The 18,836-nt window shown below is 46.2% G+C and carries 20 protein-coding genes and 1 tRNA gene; 2 read left to right on the top strand and 19 right to left on the bottom strand.

Annotated elements, in window-relative coordinates; translation table 11 throughout:
* Positions 1 to 24: 24 nt before the first annotated feature.
* The 12 genes from NFR55_RS08065 to NFR55_RS08010 form a co-directional block, all read right to left on the bottom strand.
* Positions 25 to 723, bottom strand: coding sequence for a hypothetical protein (locus NFR55_RS08065; RefSeq protein WP_251548107.1), 699 nt, complete (start codon positions 721 to 723; stop codon positions 25 to 27).
* A 19-nt stretch (positions 724 to 742) separates the two neighbouring features.
* Positions 743 to 1,300, bottom strand: coding sequence for a gp33 family protein (locus NFR55_RS08060; RefSeq protein WP_251548105.1), 558 nt, complete (start codon positions 1,298 to 1,300; stop codon positions 743 to 745).
* Entirely contained in the window at positions 1,293 to 2,918 is a 1,626-nt protein-coding gene (locus NFR55_RS08055; protein WP_251548103.1) for a DEAD/DEAH box helicase, read from the bottom strand. The genes NFR55_RS08060 and NFR55_RS08055 overlap by 8 nt, the downstream gene beginning before the upstream one ends.
* A complete protein-coding gene (locus NFR55_RS08050) occupies positions 2,915 to 3,208 on the bottom strand; it encodes an HTH domain-containing protein (protein ID WP_251548193.1) in 294 nt (97 codons plus the stop codon). The genes NFR55_RS08055 and NFR55_RS08050 overlap by 4 nt, the downstream gene beginning before the upstream one ends.
* Positions 3,209 to 3,982: 774 nt before the next feature.
* The gene (locus tag NFR55_RS08045; RefSeq protein ID WP_251548101.1) at positions 3,983 to 4,528 is read right to left on the bottom strand and encodes a GNAT family N-acetyltransferase; all 546 of its coding nucleotides are present in this window, start codon (positions 4,526 to 4,528) and stop codon (positions 3,983 to 3,985) included.
* Between the two features lie 56 nt (positions 4,529 to 4,584).
* Positions 4,585 to 5,448, bottom strand: a complete 864-nt coding sequence (locus NFR55_RS08040) for a GNAT family N-acetyltransferase (RefSeq protein WP_251548099.1) — start codon at positions 5,446 to 5,448, stop codon at positions 4,585 to 4,587.
* A 21-nt stretch (positions 5,449 to 5,469) separates the two neighbouring features.
* Positions 5,470 to 5,826: a nuclear transport factor 2 family protein gene (locus NFR55_RS08035; RefSeq protein WP_251548097.1), complete on the bottom strand. Its 357-nt coding sequence runs from the start codon at positions 5,824 to 5,826 to the stop codon at positions 5,470 to 5,472.
* 134 nt (positions 5,827 to 5,960) lie between these two features.
* Positions 5,961 to 6,161 (bottom strand): hypothetical protein, encoded by a 201-nt coding sequence (locus NFR55_RS08030; RefSeq protein WP_251548095.1) that lies wholly within the window; start codon positions 6,159 to 6,161, stop codon positions 5,961 to 5,963.
* A 106-nt stretch (positions 6,162 to 6,267) separates the two neighbouring features.
* A complete protein-coding gene (gene tet(32) / locus NFR55_RS08025) occupies positions 6,268 to 8,187 on the bottom strand; it encodes a tetracycline resistance ribosomal protection protein Tet(32) (RefSeq protein ID WP_251548093.1) in 1,920 nt (639 codons plus the stop codon).
* 801 nt (positions 8,188 to 8,988) lie between these two features.
* Positions 8,989 to 9,077 (bottom strand) — tRNA-Ser (locus NFR55_RS08020).
* Positions 9,078 to 9,118: 41 nt separating this feature from the next.
* Positions 9,119 to 9,613 (bottom strand): flavin reductase, encoded by a 495-nt coding sequence (locus NFR55_RS08015; protein ID WP_251548090.1) that lies wholly within the window; start codon positions 9,611 to 9,613, stop codon positions 9,119 to 9,121.
* The gene (locus NFR55_RS08010) at positions 9,613 to 10,131 is read right to left on the bottom strand and encodes a peptidylprolyl isomerase (protein ID WP_251548088.1); all 519 of its coding nucleotides are present in this window, start codon (positions 10,129 to 10,131) and stop codon (positions 9,613 to 9,615) included. Before NFR55_RS08010 ends, NFR55_RS08015 begins: the two co-directional genes overlap by 1 nt.
* Before the next feature lie 150 nt (positions 10,132 to 10,281).
* On the opposite strand from NFR55_RS08010, the gene NFR55_RS08005 reads away from it, so the two are divergent.
* Together NFR55_RS08005 and NFR55_RS08000 are read left to right on the top strand one after the other, a co-directional pair.
* Positions 10,282 to 10,629, top strand: a complete 348-nt coding sequence (locus tag NFR55_RS08005) for a hypothetical protein (RefSeq protein ID WP_251548086.1) — start codon at positions 10,282 to 10,284, stop codon at positions 10,627 to 10,629.
* A 112-nt stretch (positions 10,630 to 10,741) separates the two neighbouring features.
* Positions 10,742 to 11,089, top strand: coding sequence for a hypothetical protein (locus NFR55_RS08000; protein WP_251548084.1), 348 nt, complete (start codon positions 10,742 to 10,744; stop codon positions 11,087 to 11,089).
* 167 nt (positions 11,090 to 11,256) lie between these two features.
* Here NFR55_RS08000 and NFR55_RS07995 read toward each other — a convergent pair whose 3' ends face one another.
* From NFR55_RS07995 to NFR55_RS07965, 7 genes are all read right to left on the bottom strand, one after another.
* The gene (locus NFR55_RS07995) at positions 11,257 to 11,670 is read right to left on the bottom strand and encodes a DUF3788 domain-containing protein (RefSeq protein WP_251548082.1); all 414 of its coding nucleotides are present in this window, start codon (positions 11,668 to 11,670) and stop codon (positions 11,257 to 11,259) included.
* A 262-nt stretch (positions 11,671 to 11,932) separates the two neighbouring features.
* A complete protein-coding gene (locus NFR55_RS07990; protein ID WP_251548080.1) occupies positions 11,933 to 15,556 on the bottom strand; it encodes a DNA polymerase III subunit alpha in 3,624 nt (1,207 codons plus the stop codon).
* A 260-nt stretch (positions 15,557 to 15,816) separates the two neighbouring features.
* Entirely contained in the window at positions 15,817 to 16,065 is a 249-nt protein-coding gene (locus NFR55_RS07985) for an HPr family phosphocarrier protein (RefSeq protein ID WP_251548078.1), read from the bottom strand.
* 14 nt (positions 16,066 to 16,079) lie between these two features.
* Positions 16,080 to 16,985, bottom strand: a complete 906-nt coding sequence (gene whiA, locus NFR55_RS07980) for a DNA-binding protein WhiA (protein ID WP_251548076.1) — start codon at positions 16,983 to 16,985, stop codon at positions 16,080 to 16,082.
* The gene (locus NFR55_RS07975; RefSeq protein ID WP_251548074.1) at positions 16,982 to 17,737 is read right to left on the bottom strand and encodes a PHP domain-containing protein; all 756 of its coding nucleotides are present in this window, start codon (positions 17,735 to 17,737) and stop codon (positions 16,982 to 16,984) included. Before NFR55_RS07975 ends, whiA begins: the two co-directional genes overlap by 4 nt.
* 11 nt (positions 17,738 to 17,748) lie before the next feature.
* Positions 17,749 to 18,582 carry a UDP-N-acetylmuramate dehydrogenase gene (gene murB / locus NFR55_RS07970; protein ID WP_251548072.1) on the bottom strand — a complete coding sequence of 278 codons (834 nt, stop codon included), beginning with the start codon at positions 18,580 to 18,582 and terminating at the stop codon, positions 17,749 to 17,751.
* 42 nt (positions 18,583 to 18,624) lie between these two features.
* On the bottom strand, positions 18,625 to 18,836 hold a 212-nt coding region (locus NFR55_RS07965; protein ID WP_251548070.1), incomplete at its 5' end, for a hypothetical protein.

Genomic DNA, 18,836 nt, shown 5'->3' with positions numbered 1-18,836 from the left:
TCCGCCGCTCTTGCCTTTGCGTTTTTACTCTTCGTCCAACTGCGTTACCTTTTTCGACAACGCCTTGACCTGTTCGCACATCGGAACGATGTTTTTGAGTTCGTCCTCGGTGAGCGCCCTGTCGATGGCGAACACCGCCTGCGAATAGTTGATACCGCCGCTGTTCTGTGCCTTCTTCAAAGTAAACTTCGTTACGACGCAGTAAGTCCCCGCATATTTTGCTCTCACACGAACGATGTACTTTGACAATTCGCCGAGGCTCCCCGTCGGCAGCGAAAGGATAATCGGGAGAGCTTCGCCCTCTCTCAAGAGATAAATTCTGCGTTTTTGTTTGCAAGCCTTTGCACCGTTTTTGCCAGTGCCGAACTTGCTGAACTCACACTCGGCGCAGTTCTTGACTTCGCCCGTTTCCGCCTCGATTCCGACGTGTCCGTCCATAGAGCCGCAGTCGGGAGGATTGTTGCCGCCCGTGTACTCTTCTTTGTAATAACAGTTAATCGGGTGATGATAAAGGATTACCGCTTTGAATTCCTTGACGCTGTCGGGACTTTCGGGATCGTTGCCCGGCACTTCGAACGCAAGACCGCCGCCCGCCGGGATTTTGATTCTCTCGAACGAGGGAGTGAGTCCGTCGAGTTCATCGGCGAAAAAGTCCCCCAAGTTCACGCCCGCACCGTACTCCGCTACTGCCTTCTCTTCCACTTTTGCCACTTCGTTTGCCATAATTTTTATGCCTCCAAATTTAATATTTTTTAGACTTTGTCATGCGGATACTGTTTTTCTCCGCTACCTTGATTAAGCCGCACAACCATTCGGGCAATTCCCCGTTGTTCTCGGCTATGAGTTCCTTAACCGTTGCGGTCAGCGTCTGACTGTTTATCGTGAACAGGTCTTCGAATCCGTTTTGTTTCATCGCTTCCCACAGTTCGGGTTTGCGGTCGGGTTCGGGTGCAGGATATTCCTGCGTTACGAGCGAGAACGTCGTGCCGTCACGTTTGAAACTCGTCAGCTCTTCGTTTGTCATCAGTTCGATCATCTCTACCGTGATTCCGTCGATTTCTTCGTTTACGCTTTTCGTTTGTGCATCCAACTCGCTCTTCTTGGCTTTTAGGTCTTTGAGCTTGTCGGACAAGATTAGTAGTTGCGTGTTCAATTTATACCTCCCGTTTTCTATTAACGCCCTTTCAAGGGGAACGCCTTTTTTGAGTCTGCCCTCTACCGTGCTGCGATGCTGTCCGTAGAGTCTGCAGAGTTCGGCAAGCGAAAATTCCTTGCCGTATAAAAAATATTTTTTAGCCATTTAAGAGTGTCCTCCAATCATCCACCATAAGGTTGGCGATATCGCCTTTATGCTTTAAGGCTTGCATTATCTTTTCGTCCACCGTTCCTTTGCATACGAGATGGATATACAAACACGTCATCTTCTGTCCGATTCGGTGGATTCTCGCTCGGCTCTGTTCGTAGTTGGCGTATGAAAAGTCCAACGAATAAAACACCGCCACGCTTGCCGCCGTCAGCGTCAGTCCCATTCCCGTGGTCTGCAACTGACCGATGAATACCTTTGTGTCGGCATCGGTCTGGAACTTTGACACCTGCTCTGCACGGTCTTTCGTTGCTCCGTAAATGAGCGAGTATCCTATACCCTTGTCTTTGAGCATTTTCTCGATGGCTTCTATCTCTGGAACGAACCGAGCGAACACCACAACCTTTTTCCCTTCGGCTATGCAAGTATCCACAATATCTTCGAGGGCTTCGAGCTTCGCTCCGCTCACTTGCTGTGCAGTTCCCGTTGCATCGTCCCTTATAAATCCGCCCGTGCATTGTGCCAACCGCAAGAGCTGCGTCAGCACGTTCCTTGCCGTTACTTCTCCGCTTGCGAGTTCGGCGTAGCAGTCTTTTTCTATCTGGCGATAGGTTGTCTGTGCTTTCGGTTCGAGCGGAACTATCTGCGTTTTATCGATAAACGGCGGCAAATCCACGGCGTCTTCGATCTTGATGCGAAAGGCTATGCTATGCACCTTTTCCACGAGTTCGTCCAAGTGTCGGTATCCTATTATCATTCGGTTTTGGTAACCGCCCATTATGGCGTAGCGGTTTCGGAACAGATAAAAACTCGAACCGAAGATGCTATCGTCCAAAAACTTGTACTGCGAGAAAACGTCGAGCGGACTGCCCGTTATCGGCGTTCCCGTGAGTATCATGTTGTACTTTGTAATTCGCCCCAACCGATGCAATGCTTTCGACTGCGATGCCGACGGAGTCTTTATCTTGCTGCTCTCATCGCACACGATTAAGTCAGGATGCCACTTTGTGATTTCCTTTTCCAACCGCCAACACGATTCATAGTTGACGACGATCACTTGCAAGGCGGCTCCGTTCATAAATCCGAACGCCGCTTTCTTTTTCTCCATCGTTCCGTCCAATACCGTGAGTGCATATTTGTAGTCTGCAAACTTACGGAACTCTTCCTCCCACACCCCGACGATGGATTTCGGACAAAGCACGAGCATCTTCTTAACGCTGCACTCTTTCTCAAGCGTTCCCGTGATTGCTATCGTCATCATCGACTTGCCCGTTCCCATATCCGCAAGCAAAGCGACCGCCTTGCCTTGCTTGAATATTTCGAGTGCGAAATCGTATGCATCCTGCTGATGACGGAAGAGCTTTGCTTTCACTCTCGGCGTAGGATGCGTACAAACGCTCACAAACGCCCCACGTTCGGTTTTAGCCATCTCCGTGAGTTCTTTGTCGAGTGTCGCTCCGAGAAGTCCGAGCGTTGCGACGTTCTTCGAATTCAGCGGTATTACCCAACACTTCTCATTTGCGTCATAGAACCGTCCGTCTATTTCCTTGATGCTTTCTCGGTAGAGATAACTGTCATAGATTCGGATCGTATCGCCTTGTCTTACCGCTCTCATCTGCCACCTCTCTTCGGTGTGCGAAAGCGATTGATAATTTTCTGCATCTGCACGAATTCGCTACCCGTGAGCCTTGTTGCCACACCTTCCAAAAATTCCGTTTCTTCTTCCGTTAAATACTTATTTCCGTATCTATATCCGTCCACTATATGTACGCCACCCCCTGTTCCCTTTGTGGTATAGATAGGTCTGGATAGGCTCAATAGTTCGATATCTCTTTCTATCGTGCGACGGTCAACGCCGAACTGAAATGCAAGATTGTCTATTGTGTCATGACGGCGTTCGCACATCACTTCGAATAGTTCTTGTCGTCTTTCGAGTGCCGATTGCATATCCTTACCTCCTTCACAAAGTCTTCGTGCCTATTTTGGCGTGCCAATACGACACCTGATGTCGGATTGAAAATTTTTCTTTCGTGAATTTAGGCAAATAAAAAAAGCCCGACAGCGTTGCAACACGCCACCGGGCAGAAAAGTTAAAAAGCCGAGTCAAAGCAAATTAACCTTCCAATTTTGGGAGGCAGTATTGCTCTGCTCGGCTTGCAATCATTTTTCGGATTCGGGCTCGTAACAGTATGAAATTCGGCTGCTTTCACGTTTCTCGCTTTATGCGATCACCCCGCGAGTGCCTATGCTCATACTATCATTTTTATGACAGAATAAAATTGTAAGTTTTGACGAATTTTATCTAATAAAATAAAAAGCACCCTTTCGGGTGCTAAGTTATTTATGTTTCTTTGAGTTTGGTCAACACCGAATCATCCTTTATTATGATGTGAATATAGCGACCGCATTGCGGACATTTTATAAAGCAATTTGTGCCGTTCTGCCCTTGCGTTAGCGTCGTTCGGCAAAACGGACAAGCCGCATAAAAATATCCTTCTATTACTCCTCTATGTTCTTCTTTTGGTGTAGCCATTCTTTTGAAGCTCCTTAATTTCCAATTACCACTTAAATGCAGTTAGCCATGATTACCAATTCTAGATATTATTCAACTGTACATTTACGAAGAAAGCATACTTTTAGTGCCACAAGAGGGATTTTGCCAAAGCTTCGGTATGCCCATTACAATTCTAACCTCATATAAATAACTTCTTGAAACCCTGTCTTACGAGAATTAAAACCTTTCGGATTTCTTCCATACTCGACAAATCCAGCCCGTTCATACATAGAAACTGCTCTTTCATTTTCAGCAACTACTTTAAGTTCAAGCTGGTTATATCCCGCTGTTTTAGCACATTCGATACACGAAGTCAGCAAAGCCTTACCAATTCCAAGTCCCCAATACTTTTTCACAACACTGATGCCAAATTCTGCTCGATGCCGTACCTTATATTTTGTACCGATTGCCTCAATTCCTGCTGTTCCCACAATAACACTGTCAACTATGGCAAGCAATTCAATCTCTCTTTCACTCTCAGCTTTTTCTTTCAGAAACTGGCTCTCCTGTTCGACATTAAAACTGTTTTCATCTGGATATGTAAGCAAATAATCTGTTTCACTATGTGTCAGATTGAAATTATCCACTACAAGCTGACCATCACTCTCTGTTCCATTCCTCAAACAACATTCCATGCCATTACTTAATATTATTGTTTTGTTATATCTCATAACTACTCCTTTACTGACAACTGTCCTCAAGTCAGCTTCTTCATCTATACAATATCCTAAGCAGAAAAATGTTTTCTCATTTCATATTGTTTAACAAATACACTAAATTTCAATTTCTTCAAAAAAGCGTTCAATGCCTGATCCCGTTCATCCACATTTATTACTCTCATCTCTAAACTCTTTGTTTGTTTAAGTAAATCTAACAAAATCTCTGTGGCAACTCCCATTCTGCGATATTGGGGATGTACCGCTAACTGCGCAATATCTCCTTTTATTTTGTCCACAATACCATATCCAATCAAGTTTCCATCAAATTTAACAATCGTATAAGAAAAGGATTCAGCGATTGCACAAACAGCATCTTTTGCGTTTTGCCATGAAGGTGGATAAGTCCAAAAATCTTTGACCGCTGTCCATTGATCATCTTGTAATTTTTCCGGATGTTCCAGTTTCCATACTTTATGTACGCCCGGTTCTTTTATCTTGCCCGTCAGTTGGTAACAATTCAATATTCTGTTAATTCGAAATCCCTGTTTTTTATATAAAGTGAGCGCCTTCTCATTATCTTGAATCACTTCCAGTTGATACACACTGATTTTATTTTTTATACATATAGTGCTAACCAGATTCAATAATTCCCCCATAATTCCTGTTCTCCGAAAATCGGGGATAACTCCTGTTCCGAGGTCATAGACTGTCTTTTCGTTATCCCAATCTCTCACTCCATTCAAGATAAAACCGACAAGCGTTCTATCTGCAAAGGCTCCAACTGAAACCGCAGGCATAAATCCATTTCTTTTCAGCATTGTTTCAAAAGACTTAAAAGACATATCAACTGAAACCTGATAATCAGAAAATGCCTGTGTAAACGCTTCGTATATACAAACGGAATCTGTATTTTCCAATGTCCGATATTCCATATTTTCTCCTAAATGCTATATTTACTCTATTGGAAGATTGTGCTGTTTCAAAAATGAAAGCTTATCCCAATAGCCTCGTTGGAATAAAATTTTCCCATTCACTACCTGAAAAAAACCACACCCCCGTAACCCCAATGGATCACGCCATTCCAAGATTGCCCATTGCCCATCCTCAAAAATATTTTCCACAATACAAACCATTTTTGCAGTTGCAAACTCATTTGCAAACATTTCTCTAATAGCCACAACTCCTACAACAGGTTCATTTGCAACTTGATGGTTTGTTGCATTATTATCATACAGACTAATAATCATGTCCACATCACCGACATTAAAAGCGTCTACCCATTTATTTACTACTTCTTTCGGACTTGGCATATATTGTTATCCTCCTTTTTGATTAGAAATGCCATTGGTTTTCATCTTGCTATTAACTATCACTGCTGTCTTTGCAAATTTAATTTATACTGCCTAACGATTTCACTTGCTGCGAAACCAGAGTTTTGAATTTACTAACTGTTTTCAATTTCGTTTCCTATAAAGTAATTTGCTATTTCAAAAGCCTTTATTCGTCTTTTCGCCAAAGTGATTTGTGACTTATATCTCTCTGAATTTTCTTTTGCTTCAAAGGTTATTATTGTTTCCCGTAATTTATGCAATGTTGAATCAATTTGCCTTTTTGCTTCCATTAAATCTTCCTTAGTATATTCCATTATTACCCTCCATAACTTCTGATTGTTGTCGTCTTGACTGCTATTTGTCTTTTCTTTCCCAAATGGTATAGGCTTTTATTAATGAACGCTTGCATTGCGAAAAACATTACATTATCTTTTGAAACATATGGCGAACCTTATCTAAACGGCTGTTCGGGCGGCGTGGCTGAAATACAGGCTCGCCAGAAGTTTCCTGATACCCTTTTAATTCTGTAATACAAACACTTCTTCCATTTGTATAAAAATTCAAATCATTCCTATATTCGTCAATACAACGGGCAGGGATTTCCCCCTTAAAAATAACTTCATCTTTTTCAAGTCTGGTTGATTCAATTATTGCGCAATACTTTCGTGCGTCATTATAAGCCCGCGAAAGATATTCCTGCGGTGTAAAAATTGTAAAAGAAAGATATGGTTCCAACAACTGTGTTCCTGCTTTTTTCAATACTTGCTCCAATACAATAGGTGCAAGAAAACGAAAATCAGCGGGTGTACTGACAGGGCTGTAATAAACTCCATAATCAAAGCAAATTTGGCAATCTGTCACGCTCCAGCCATATAAGCCCTGTTCCATTCCATAACGCACACCCTCCATGACGGCATTTTGAAAACTTTGGTTTAAATAGCCGAGAGATACCTCGCTTTTATATTGTGTTCCGCTTCCGACAGAAAGAGGTGTTACAGTCAAACCAATAGATGCCCAAAATGGATTTGGCGGCACTTCAATATGGATTGTATGGCTTGCTTTTCTTTGTGGTCTTTCCATATAAATAATCGAAGGCTCTTTCATATCCACGCTCACATGATATTTTTCTTCTAATAGCGAACAAATAACTTCTAACTGTAATTTTCCCAAAAAAGATAAAATAATCTCATGTGTAACCGTATCAATGTCAAAATGCAAAAGAGGGTCTGTATCAGCAATCTCTGCGAGGGCATTTAACAGGGCTTCCCTTTGCTCTGGCTTTTGCGGCTCTACAGTTGTACGAAGTAATGGCATGGGATTATCAATCCGTGTTTTGTGAGGCAGGAGTTTTTCATTTCCCACAATGTCGTTCAGTTTCAAAGTATCATCAGCTAAAATAACAATTTCTCCCGGACAGGCATGGTCAGCCGGGACGATTTCACCATTTGACGGAATACACATTTCTGTAATCTTTATTTTTTTCTTTTTTGACAGCAGCAGTGTATCCCGTAAATGGAGCGTCCCATGATACAGGCGTAAATAAGAAAGCCGTTTTTTCCGCTCTGTATACTCAACCTTAAAAACATATCCACATAATTCAGACTGAATATCGTCTGTTTCTGTAATGAAAGTTTCTGTAATCGCTTCAATCAGTTTTTCTGTTCCTAAATTGTCTTTTGCACTCCCATGATAAACAGGAAACAAAGAGCAGCATCTGGTTCTTTTGCACTTTTCATATTGTAATTCCTGTATATCCAAAGAATCCTCTGCAACATATCGTTCTAATAGTTCATCGTTTCCTGAAATAATAATATCCCATTTGTCCAAATCAGAAATATCGGTTATGGTTATCTTTGGCGACAAGGCAACCTCCTGCATGACAATCATATCACTGGTAAGTTTATCTTTGATGCTTTGGTAAACACGCCGCAGGTCGATTCCATTTTGGTCTATCTTATTTACGAAGATAATTGTCGGGATGTTCATCTTCTGAAGTGCATGGAATAATATACGGGTCTGTGCCTGTACGCCGTCTTTTGCCGAAATGACTAAAACAGCTCCGTCAAGGACAGATAAAGAGCGGTATGCTTCGGTTAAAAAATCCATATGACCGGGAGTGTCCACGATATTGATTTTATAACCATTCCAGCAAAAAGAAGTAACCGCTGTCTGAATGGTGATTCCCCGTTGCCGTTCCAAAATCATAGTGTCTGTTCTTGTAGTTCCTTTATCCACGTTTCCTTGTTCCGCAATCGCTCCACTGGTGTATAGCAGGCTTTCCGTCAATGTTGTTTTTCCTGCGTCTACATGGGCAAGAATGCCAATATTAATTATTTTCATGTGATTGTCCTCATTTTACAGCCCTAAAGGGCATAAAAATCCCCGGCAGTAAAATACTTTTACCACTGGGGATTATAATTTGCGGACATACACATAAAAAAGCAAAAACTATGGGCGCAAACATTTTCGCTTACAGCATGCACCTATTTATGATTGCTGTTTTTTGGATATGTCAAAATTGATAAGGCAAAAGTATTCTTAAATTGGGTACAAAAACTAAGCCCCCCACGAAAGGGACTATCATAATTCTTTGTTCCCACTATTTGATTATAGTTTTATTTAAGAATACCTTGCCGCATATTTTTTACTCCTTTTCGGGAATGAAACTATTATATCATATCAACCTTAAAAAAGCAAGTACTTAAAATAAATTTTTCCTTCTCTTATATATAACAATCGTACCGACTTTTTGGCATTCAGAATAGATAAACAGTTGAATAAATCAGAATAAGCTAAATTACTGTTTGTCGATCTATTTGAGCTAAAACATTATACCACAAATTGAGCTTGCTCTCAATCTATTTATAAATAAAAATTACAAAATAGACCGACCACGGTGTTGTTTTCGTAGATTGATTTGCTAAATATCTAAATGCTATGTTTCCGCAAACCATTGTTATTCGTAGTCTTTTGCCGAGCATAAAAATATAAAATGTCTTAATTCTTGCATTTATAAAAAATAAGCACCTACCATCCGTTATGGATTGTAAGTGCTTATTTTTTTTTGGTTATCGCCCCTATTTTGCCCCAAAAAGTCATTATTTTGGCTGTTTTCGTTTAAGACAAATTAGAGTTTCGATATGGCGGAGGCGGAGGGATTCGAACCCCCGTGCCCGTTAAGGCAAACGGTTTTCAAGACCGCCTCGTTATGACCGCTTCGATACGCCTCCGTAGCTTAGATATTATATATTACAACACGGCAAATGTCAAATCAATTAAACTCGTAGCAGTCGATTACCTCGCCGAAATAGATGGAGTGAAAATCTTTTTTGCCGTACATCTCTTGCTTGAGAGTTTCGTCTAAGTAGCCGCAGTCGGCGGGCGCGGAAAATAAAACTTTGCATTCGAGAATCAACCCGCAGTCGGCAAGCACGTAAGTGGGTATCTTTTTTGCCCGCTTGGGATGAAAATGAAGCTCTTCGAATTTGTTCACGTCGTAGCCGCTCATGTGGTCGCAAAGCATGACTTCGCGGCTCATGTCGGTTACGGGGACGGACACGGCGAAGCTCTTATCCCTCTCGATTATTTCGTGACTGAGCTTGCCGTTGCGCACGGGCAGTATAAATATTTGCCTGTTCCAAATATTGCCGAGCGCACCCCAGTGGGTAGACATAAGGTTGGGCGGATTTTTGCCGCACGAAATGAAAAGCCCGCTGTCGCGCAAGGCGGTGTTGAGTTTTATTCGCCTGTCCGTAGACAAAAACATTATTCGGTCACCGTCACGCTCTTGATAACCACCGGCTGAACGGGAACGTCGTCGTAATAACCCACGCTGTGCGTAAGCACTTTGCTTATGGCAATCGCCTTGTCTATGCTCGCGCGGTCGCTGCAACGCCCGAACGCGGCATACTCGCCGTCCAAAAACGGGGTGTCTGCCACGCAGATGAAGAACTGACTCGAAGCGGAGTCTTTCACGTTGGTGCGAGCCATGGATATAGTGCCCGCCGTGTGCTTGAGCGCGTTATTTACTCCGTTGGACGCAAATTCGCCCTTGATTGTTTTCGCGCCGTTCTTGGGCGCAAGCACGTTGCCCGAGTGAGTAAATCCCCCGCCCTGTATCATAAAATTTTCTATAACTCTGTGGAAGCACAAGCCGTCGAAAAATCCGCTCTTAGCCAGCGACGCAAAGTTTTGCACCGATATAGGCGCAACGTCCGGATATAAGTCGAGGTTCATTTCTCCGCCGTCTTGCATTGTAATTTTTACTTTCACGGTGTTTTGCATTTTCACGCACCCCTTTTCGTTTTTATTCAGTATAACACGATTTTTCGATTAGCGCAAATAACTTAATGCGTTTTTAATCTTTTTCTTAATATAATCTATAATTCGCGTGCTATTATTATGCCATAAAACACAAAAGGAGAAAAAACGAAAATGAAACCTCTTTCTTTAGGCGGCAAAATGGAAAAAGCAGTGGACCTGCTCGGCGAGATACTCGCGTTTCTCACCGTTGCGCTCATTGTGTTTATGTACATAAACCGCATTGTGGCGTATAAATCCGCCGACGGCACGGGCTTTTTGCCCGCCGACGTAACCCGCGTGCTCGAAAGCGTGCGCGAAATAGCAATTTTGCTCGTTGTGGTATTGGCGGGATTGGAGTTCGCGCTCAAGCACGGCTTTGTGGTATTCATAATATACGCAGTGCTCGTAGCCGCCGCCGTGATATTCATATTCTTCCCCGGCGTACTCCCCGTTTCGGTCGGCGCGGCTCTATTGATATAAAAACGACTCGGCACAAGTAGCCACTAATAAGAAGGGCAAGTAATTAAGTTGAAAATTACTTGCCTTTTATGATATAATCAAAACACAAAATATTAAGTTGCGGAGACGTAATATGTTTAATGAAATATGTATATATGAGGCGAAACTAACCAAACTTAACGAAATCGAAGAACTAATGAAGGAAGTAGCGGAATTCTATTTGAAACAAGAAGGAGTTGTTGACGTACATTACATAAAACGCACTCACCGACAAAAAGATTTTAATGCAGTTAAAAAAGGAGAATTACCCGTTCGTCTTACACAAAACGTAGGCAAAGTTACATACGTATTATATTGGGTATTAGAGAACGAAGAAGCGCATGCAAGAGTATCCAAACTCGGTGTGGAAAAATTTTATAAGCGTTGGAACAGATGTTTAACAACAATGCCTAAAATAATTTTGGGTGAAAATATTGTTTGACCGACAACTTAAGAAAAAGCGCGCGAGAAATTGCGCACTTCCATAGGGAATTGACCCCCCCCCAAATATTTTATTGATACGCTTTCAAATTATGAAAAAAGCGCTCGAACATTTTATTCGAGTGCTTTTAGCTAAACTTTATTAGAAAGATAAATTGAAATTTATTTCTACTTTCTGTTCGGCTTTCTTTTGATGCTCAATAGCCTAATAAAATCATTAAATAATGAAGTGTCCGTCGGCTCAAACATTATCCATTTCCCATCGTGGTAAGTATGCGTATTGTCATATATCTCTTGAACTGATTTTGCGTAGTTTTCTTTGTCGGCTTCAAACTTTAACCGTTCGTCTTTACCCAAGACAACCATAAATCCTATGCAATTTTGTCTTGCATACAAGGCACAAAGCGTTTTACCGCCCCGACGATATTTGTACTCGTACTTCCACGCTTTACCGCCTTGATTCCACGACCGTTCCATATCGTAATTATCGTCTATTAAGGCGCACAAACCATTCCATACTTCGTATAATGGTTTACCGACCAAACCCGTCATTTCTTCTGCATCGGGTATCGAATTGAGCATATTAAACCTCCGATTTCTCTGCTAAATTACTGTTTATCGTACAATCATTATATCACGAAAAATGGAAGAACACAACCGATTGAATTTTGCGGGAAATATAAAACATATCTATATCTCACTTGGCTACAAGTAGCCTCGTTTGTCCACGCAATATAAATATCAAAAAAGCGTGGCTCCACGCCACGCTTTAATCTCTACAACCTGCGGCTTACCGAATACTCCCTATGGAAACTGCGATAATTGCGCGCGCTTTTACTTTTTATCAGGATTGACGAGTGGCGACTTTTACGTTGTCGGCGCCGAGCAAGCCCTTCGTTTCGTTTATAAGACTCTCGCCCACGCCTACGTTTATGCCGAGCGGATAAAGTTTGCCGTCGTCGAGATTTTTGCAGTAGGTTTCGTCGCGCCCCGGATATGCCGAAAGTATTTCTTGCAGGTTGTCCATAACCGAGGGGTCGCTGTTGTTAAAAGAGAGATAAAAGCATATCATCTTGGGCGGGGTTTCGGGTTTGATATCTTTCCACGGCTCGATGCTCTCCACCCATACCGACACCGAGTCTTCCCTGTTCTTTATTTTGCCCGTAAGCGTTACCATGGTGTCTTTTACGAACACGTTCCTGAGCCGCTTGTAAACAAATCCGGGAAGCATTAAGTCCACCGTGCCGTACAGGTCTTCGAGTTTGCCCACCGCTATCTCTTTGCCCGACTTTGTAATTTTCTTTTCCGCCTCTACGAGCATGCCTCCCAATTTTACCACGGTGTCGTCTTTAAGACCGCTTTCCTCGCCCTCGCCGTCTTCTTGCGACTCCGACGGGCGGATATTGACCGAATTGTATTCGAATTTTTTGAGATGACCGGTAAATTCCTCGAGCGGGTGACCGGTAAGGTAAACGCCCGCAACCTCTTTCTCTTTGGCGAGCTTTACGCCGAGCGGGTACTCGCGCATTTCGGGATACTCGAACGCGTCGAGTTCGGCGCACTCCTCGCTCATATCGAAGAACGAAAACTGCCCTTTGAGGCGTGCGGCTTTGTCTTTGTTCACGCGGTCTATAACGCTCTCGTAAACTGCGATATACTGACTGCGCGTTTTGCCGAAGCAGTCGAACGCGCCCGCGTAAATAAGGCTTTCGAGCATGCGCTTGTTGAGATTTTCGGTGCGCTTTACGAACTGCACGAAATCGGTGAATTCGCCGCCCTTTTCGCGCTCGCGAATGAGCTCTTCTATTACGCCCATGCCCACGTTTTTAATCGCGGCGAGTCCCGTGCGCACCGCGCCGTTTTCCACGCTGAACTCGGCTACGGATTTGTTTATGGAGGGCGGAAGCACCGTAACTCCGCGGTCTTTCAAGTAGCTGAGATAGTTGCGAATTTCGTCTATGCTCGTTATGCGGTTGTTGAGCACCGCGGTTATGAATTCCACGGGATAGTAGCACTTTAGGTACGCCGTTTGATAGGTTAAATACGCATAAGCCGCCGCGTGGCTCTTATTGAAGGCGTAAGATGCAAACGCTATCATATCGTCGTATATCTTGTTGCCCACGCTTTCGGGCACGCCGTTTTTGATGCAACCGGGTATAACCGTGCCGTGGTCCACAGTGCCGTTGAGGAACACCTCGCGTTCCTTTTCCATGGCGTCCACTTTCTTCTTGCTCATCATTCGGCGCACGTTGTCCGCCCTGCCGAGCGTGTAGCCGCCGAGCGCCTGCACCATTTGCATAACCTGCTCTTGATACACCATTATGCCGTAGCTTACCTCGAGTATGGGCTTGGTGAGCGGGTGGTCGTACTTTATCTTATCGGGATTTTTCTTGTTGAATACGTATTCGCCTATCTTGTCCATAGGACCGGGGCGGTAAAGCGAAATGCCCGCTATTATATCTTCGAGCGTGGTCGGCTTTAGGTCGCGCATGAACTTTCTTATGCCGCCGCCTTCGAGCTGGAACACCGCGTGGGTGTCGCCCTCGCCTATGAGTTTGTACACGCCCTCGTCGTCGTATTCCATGTGGTAAAAGTCTATTTCTTTGCCCTGCGTTACCTTGATTATATCGAGGGCTTTTTTGATATCGGTGAGCGTGCGAAGTCCCAAAAAGTCCATTTTGAGAAGCCCGAGTTCCTCGCACTCTATCATGTTGAACTCGGTGGTTATGTTGCCGTCGCCCGTTTTTGCCATGGGAACGTGGTCGGATATGGGGTCGCGACAGATTATTACGCCCGCGGCGTGCATGCCCGTTTGCCGCGGCATACCCTCAATCTTCATCGCCATATCGAGAATAACCCGCGCCATTTCGTTATTCTCGTACATTTCCGCAAGCTCGCCTATAACCGGACTGGGCTCGTTATCCTTCCATTTTTGAAGCCCGAGTATGTGCGGCAGGTGCTTTTTGCCCATCATTGCGGGTATCAGTTTGGTTATCTTTTCCACCTCGGAGTACGGATAGTTGTATACCCGCCCCACGTCTTTTACCGCCGCTTTCGCCGCCATCGTGCCGAACGTGACAATCTGCGACACGTTGGGCGCGCCGTACTTTTCGGTTACGTACTGAATTACGAGTTCGCGCTTGTCCACGCAAAAGTCTATATCGAAATCGGGGTTCGACACGCGCTCGGCGTTGAGAAAGCGTTCGAATATGAGTTGATACTTGAGCGGGTCAATCTTTGTTATGCCTATAGCGTACGCCACTATACTGCCCGCGCCGCTGCCGCGCCCCGGTCCTACGGGAACGTCGTGCGTTTCCGACCAGTGAATGAAATCCCAAACTATTAGGAAATAGTCCACAAAGCCGAGCTTGTTTATTACTCCCAGCTCGTACTCGGCGCGTTTCTCTATCACCTCGGTTATCGTTCCGTACTTGCCGGCAAGACCGTCGAACGTGAGCTTGTGCAAAAAGTCGAAAGGCTCGCTTCCGTCCTCGGGCTTGTACGAGGGCATTAGCGGCTCTTTGCGGAAATAGTAACAGCCGTCGCACTTTTCGGCTATCTCGAGCGTGTTCTCGAGGCTTTCGGGCACGGAGGGAAAGAGCGACAACATTTCGTCGTAACTCTTAAAGTAAAACTCCTTGGTGGGAAAGTAGCCGTCGTCGTTGATGCTCTCGTCGGCTACGCCGTCGCCCACCGCGTTTTGGCGCACCTCGTCTTCGTTATACACCATTGTGGTGCGGAAAGAAATGCACTGCAACACCTTTTGCATCGTGGCATCTTCTTTCTTTAGGTAATGGCAGTCGTTGGTTGCCACAACCTTTACGCCGTTGTCGCGGGCGAGCCGTAACAGATGCGGCAACACGATTTTTTGTTCCTTTATGTTGTGGTCCTGTATTTCTATGTAGAAATCGTCGCCGAACAAACTTTTGAATTCTTTTACGTACCCGTCCGCTTTGGGAATATCGCCCGCGAGTATCGCCTGCGGAATTACGCCCGCGATACACGCCGAAAGACAAATAAGCCCTTCGGTGTACGGCTTTAAGTGCTCCATATCTATGCGCGGCTTGTAATAAAGTCCCTCGGTGTAGGCGATTGAAACGAGCTTAACGAGGTTTTTGTATCCCGTTTCGTTCTTTGCCAAAAGCACGAGGTGGTTGTACTTGGGCATTTTGCCGCCGCGACTCGTTTTATCGTACATATCGTTGCACATGTACAGTTCGCAACCTATTATGGGCTTAACTTTATACGGGCGTTTCTCCGCCATAAACTCGTAAAAATCCGCCTTGGGGTCGGTATGACGAACGGCGGCTTTCACAAACTCCAAAACGCCGTACATGTTGCCGTGGTCGGTGATAGCCACCGCCGGCATATTCATTTCGTCGCAAGCGGAAAAGAGTTTGTTTATGCGGGTTGCTCCGTCGAGCAAGCTATATTCGGTATGAACGTGCAAATGTACGAATTGTTGCATTTTTTATCCTTGAAAGTAATTTTTGTTTCTCATGCAGGAGATTGCTTCGGCATTTCATGCCTCGCAATGACATGGTTACCCACAGGGGATTGCCGCGCGGCTACGCCGCTCGCAATGACTGATAAACCGAAAGGCGGCGGAGAAGGATTGCGGATTGGCACGGCTGTGGGCGTGCCCGCGCGGGGCTGTATATCTAATACTGCCCCAAGTGGGCGCGCACAACGCAGTGACAAGACGCGCCCTTATACGCCGCCGTAACGCTACTGGGCGGACAAAATTTTCACCACCGCCTCGAGCGCCTCTTCTTGGTCGTCGCCTTTGGTGATTACCGTTATAATGTTGCCGCGCTTGAGGGCAAGGCTCACCACGCCCATTAGACTTTTGGCGTTAACCTTTTTTGTGCCCATTTCGAGCGTTATGTCGCTGTCGAAACGCATGCAACGCCCCACGAATTTTTGAGCTTCGGCATGACCGAACATTTTGCCCACCGCAGTTTCTTTGAAAACCATTTTCTTTGTTCTCCTTATCTTATATTGCGAGCGTCGTCGTAAATTTCTTTAAGACGGCGCAACCTGTTTTTGAGTCCGCTCTTGCTCACTCCGAGCAACGCTCCGAGTTGTTCGTAGCTGTAGTCGGGGTGCTCGAGCCGCGCCCGTGCCGTTTCTTCGAGCGTGCCCGAAAGCGCGTTCATATCGAGTTCCCGCAAATACGCGCACTGGCTTATTCCCGTGTTTATTTGCTTGTCTATATTGTGCATATCGCAGTTTTGCTGGCGGTTGATGTGCTCGCTCATCTGCCTTTGCGCCATAATGGAATTGAGCGAAAGCACCGCTTTTGCCGCACCCATGAGAGCCAAACAGTCGCTAATCGCCTCGCTTTCTTTAAGATACACCACCGCCCGAGTGCCGCGCACGGCTATCTTTGCGGCAATGCCGTAGCGCGAGAGCAGTTCGGCAAAGTCCTCGGCTATGCTCCTGCGCCCGAACGAAAATTCGAGATGGTACTTGCCCGCGCTCAGGCTTCCCGCCCCCAAATACGCGCCGCGGATATACGCCACCGCTCCGCGCTCGTTCTTGAACTCGTCGGCTATGCGCTCGCATACGCTCAATCCGTTCGACGAGTCGAGAATTTTGCAGGCGCACAGCATTTCGAGGGCGTTTTCCATAACTATCTCGCTACGCTTACCCTTGCGGGTAACTCGGCACTCGCCGCCCGCAAGCTCGGAAGCAATGGCGCGAACGGTGCGCTCGAGTCGTTCGTTTTCGGTGGATACCGTGACCGCAACCGAGTCGCCGTGGATTATGAGCGAGCCCGACGAAATGATTAGCGCGGACATGAAAGCCAACTTTTCGTTTGCGCCCGCGAGCGGCTTTTCGGCAATTTCCTCTTTGCTCGCCTTGCCTATCTTTGCGTTTTCGCTGTCGTTCATTTTTCTTTTCCGCCCTCTTTTCGCGTCGAGCTCCTAAACGACGGCAACCTGTCGTAGTTGGCTATTTGAGAAAACGGTATGCCCACGCGCTCTATGCGCTCGAGCGGAACGGCGAACATTCCCACGGCTTTGGGGGTGTGCGCGTCGGAGTTGCAAATAAACTCGCAACCCTCCTGCGCCGCCGCCGCAAGTTCGTCGTCGGACAAAAATATGCGCTTGCCGTTGAGTTCGAAATACGTGCCGAAATGTTTGCACGCCCGAGCAACCTCGCGCACGTCGCACTTGCAAAAGTTGCCGGGGTGCGAAAGGATATCTATTTCGTTGCGCTCGATTGCGTTTACATACGCTTCGGTGTTGCGGGCAACGGTTTTCGCGCCCGAAAATCCGAGGTTGTTGCTCCAGGCAAACGCGGGACTCATTCCCGCAACGAATTTATGATAGCCGCACACCGTTATATCCAGCTTGGGCTTGTCCTCGCTCTTTACGTCCGTTTTGCCCTTGCGGGAAATTATGTTCGCTTCCACTCCGAGATAAACGCGCACTTGCGGATATTTTATTTCGAGAAGCTCTATTTCGCGGCGCATTTGCGGCAGTTTTCTCCTCTTTACGCCGAACGCCATATGCGAGAACCCGTGGTCGGCAATCGCAACCTCTTTAAGGGCGCGGCGCACCGCAAACAGCACGTTGTGCTCTATAAGCCCTTTGCCGTGACTGTAAACGGTGTGTGTGTGGTAATCGCCCAAAAACGCCATGCGCCTCTCCCTTAAAAAAAATCTCCGTAAAGTTTTATCTCTCGCTCGAGTTTTATTCCGAACTTATCGTACACCGCCGCGCGAGCCACGTTTACGAGAGCGAGAACGTCGCCGCTGTCCGCTCCGCCGCGGTTGATGATGAAATTTGCGTGTTTTTCGGATATTTCCGCGCCGCCGAAAGTAAGACCTTTTAATCCCGCCTCTTCTATCAGCTTGCCCGCGGGCACTCCGTCCGCCGCCTTGAACACGCTTCCCGCGCTCGCGCCGAGCGGTTGCTTGTCGCGCCGCGTTTTGAGATTGTTTTCGCTTTCGGCGCGGATTAAGTCTTTGTTTCCGCTTTCGGCTTTGAGCGTAACTCTTATTACCGTGCCGCATATGCCGCTCGAACGGTAGGCAAAAACGCATTCGTCCGCGCTCAACGTGCGGATTTTGCCGCCCGCGAGCACCTCTGCCGAAATCACGCTATCCGCCATACAGCCGCCGAACGCGCCCGCGTTGCCCACGGTTGCGCCGCCTACAGTGCCGGGAAGTCCGTACGCCCATTCAAGACCCGACAGCCCGCGCTCCATATACTCCCTCGCAAGCGAAGAAATAAGCACGCCGCTGTCGCAAACGCATACGCCGCCTTCGAACACCCGTTCGTTTGTGCGGTTTATTACCGCGTCGCCCGCGTATCCGCAGTCGCCTATAAGCACGTTGCTGCCCCTCCCGAGCACCAACGCGCCCGAGTCCGCCGCTTCCGCAAGTTCGTCCGCATTATACGCGAAAGCCAACCGCTTGGCTCTGCCGCCCGTAAGAAAAGTGCAACATCTGCCGAGCGGCGCGTCGGAAAGATAACGTATCATATATATTTTACTCCAAATCCCGATTTTTTTCAAGTCTTTTGCTTATTCTTTACGCAATTCTTTATTATGCCGAAAAAAATCAAAGTGTGCGGAGTTTTTTTGTTTTCTTATGTATGGGATTGCTTCGCTACGCTCGCAATGACGGGAAACCCCAACCAGCCGCGGCGGGCGTAGAGTGGTGCAGATGCGCACAACAGGCGCAGTGCCCGCACGGGAGCGTACTTTGAGGTACGTGACCACGTGGGCACAAGCAC

The sequence above is a fragment of the Pumilibacter intestinalis genome (genome assembly GCF_943193005.1).
GTDB lineage: Bacteria > Bacillota > Clostridia > Christensenellales > Pumilibacteraceae > Pumilibacter > Pumilibacter intestinalis.
This window is presented reverse-complemented; position numbering and strand designations above follow the sequence as displayed.

Excerpts from the sequence above, each read along its gene's own strand:
- NFR55_RS08065 (WP_251548107.1), bottom strand. The coding sequence starts at position 723 with ATGGCAAACGAAGTGGCAAAAGTGGAAGAGAAGGCAGTAGCGGAGTAC.
- NFR55_RS08060 (WP_251548105.1), bottom strand. The coding sequence starts at position 1,300 with ATGGCTAAAAAATATTTTTTATACGGCAAGGAATTTTCGCTTGCCGAA.
- NFR55_RS08055 (WP_251548103.1), bottom strand. The coding sequence starts at position 2,918 with ATGAGAGCGGTAAGACAAGGCGATACGATCCGAATCTATGACAGTTAT.
- NFR55_RS08050 (WP_251548193.1), bottom strand. The coding sequence starts at position 3,208 with ATGTGCGAACGCCGTCATGACACAATAGACAATCTTGCATTTCAGTTC.
- NFR55_RS08045 (WP_251548101.1), bottom strand. The coding sequence starts at position 4,528 with ATGAGATATAACAAAACAATAATATTAAGTAATGGCATGGAATGTTGT.
- NFR55_RS08040 (WP_251548099.1), bottom strand. The coding sequence starts at position 5,448 with ATGGAATATCGGACATTGGAAAATACAGATTCCGTTTGTATATACGAA.
- NFR55_RS08035 (WP_251548097.1), bottom strand. The coding sequence starts at position 5,826 with ATGCCAAGTCCGAAAGAAGTAGTAAATAAATGGGTAGACGCTTTTAAT.
- NFR55_RS08030 (WP_251548095.1), bottom strand. The coding sequence starts at position 6,161 with ATGGAATATACTAAGGAAGATTTAATGGAAGCAAAAAGGCAAATTGAT.
- NFR55_RS08015 (WP_251548090.1), bottom strand. The coding sequence starts at position 9,613 with ATGTTTTTGTCTACGGACAGGCGAATAAAACTCAACACCGCCTTGCGC.
- NFR55_RS08010 (WP_251548088.1), bottom strand. The coding sequence starts at position 10,131 with ATGCAAAACACCGTGAAAGTAAAAATTACAATGCAAGACGGCGGAGAA.
- NFR55_RS08005 (WP_251548086.1), top strand. The coding sequence starts at position 10,282 with ATGAAACCTCTTTCTTTAGGCGGCAAAATGGAAAAAGCAGTGGACCTG.
- NFR55_RS08000 (WP_251548084.1), top strand. The coding sequence starts at position 10,742 with ATGTTTAATGAAATATGTATATATGAGGCGAAACTAACCAAACTTAAC.
- NFR55_RS07995 (WP_251548082.1), bottom strand. The coding sequence starts at position 11,670 with ATGCTCAATTCGATACCCGATGCAGAAGAAATGACGGGTTTGGTCGGT.
- NFR55_RS07990 (WP_251548080.1), bottom strand. The coding sequence starts at position 15,556 with ATGCAACAATTCGTACATTTGCACGTTCATACCGAATATAGCTTGCTC.
- NFR55_RS07985 (WP_251548078.1), bottom strand. The coding sequence starts at position 16,065 with ATGGTTTTCAAAGAAACTGCGGTGGGCAAAATGTTCGGTCATGCCGAA.
- whiA (WP_251548076.1), bottom strand. The coding sequence starts at position 16,985 with ATGAACGACAGCGAAAACGCAAAGATAGGCAAGGCGAGCAAAGAGGAA.
- NFR55_RS07975 (WP_251548074.1), bottom strand. The coding sequence starts at position 17,737 with ATGGCGTTTTTGGGCGATTACCACACACACACCGTTTACAGTCACGGC.
- murB (WP_251548072.1), bottom strand. The coding sequence starts at position 18,582 with ATGATACGTTATCTTTCCGACGCGCCGCTCGGCAGATGTTGCACTTTT.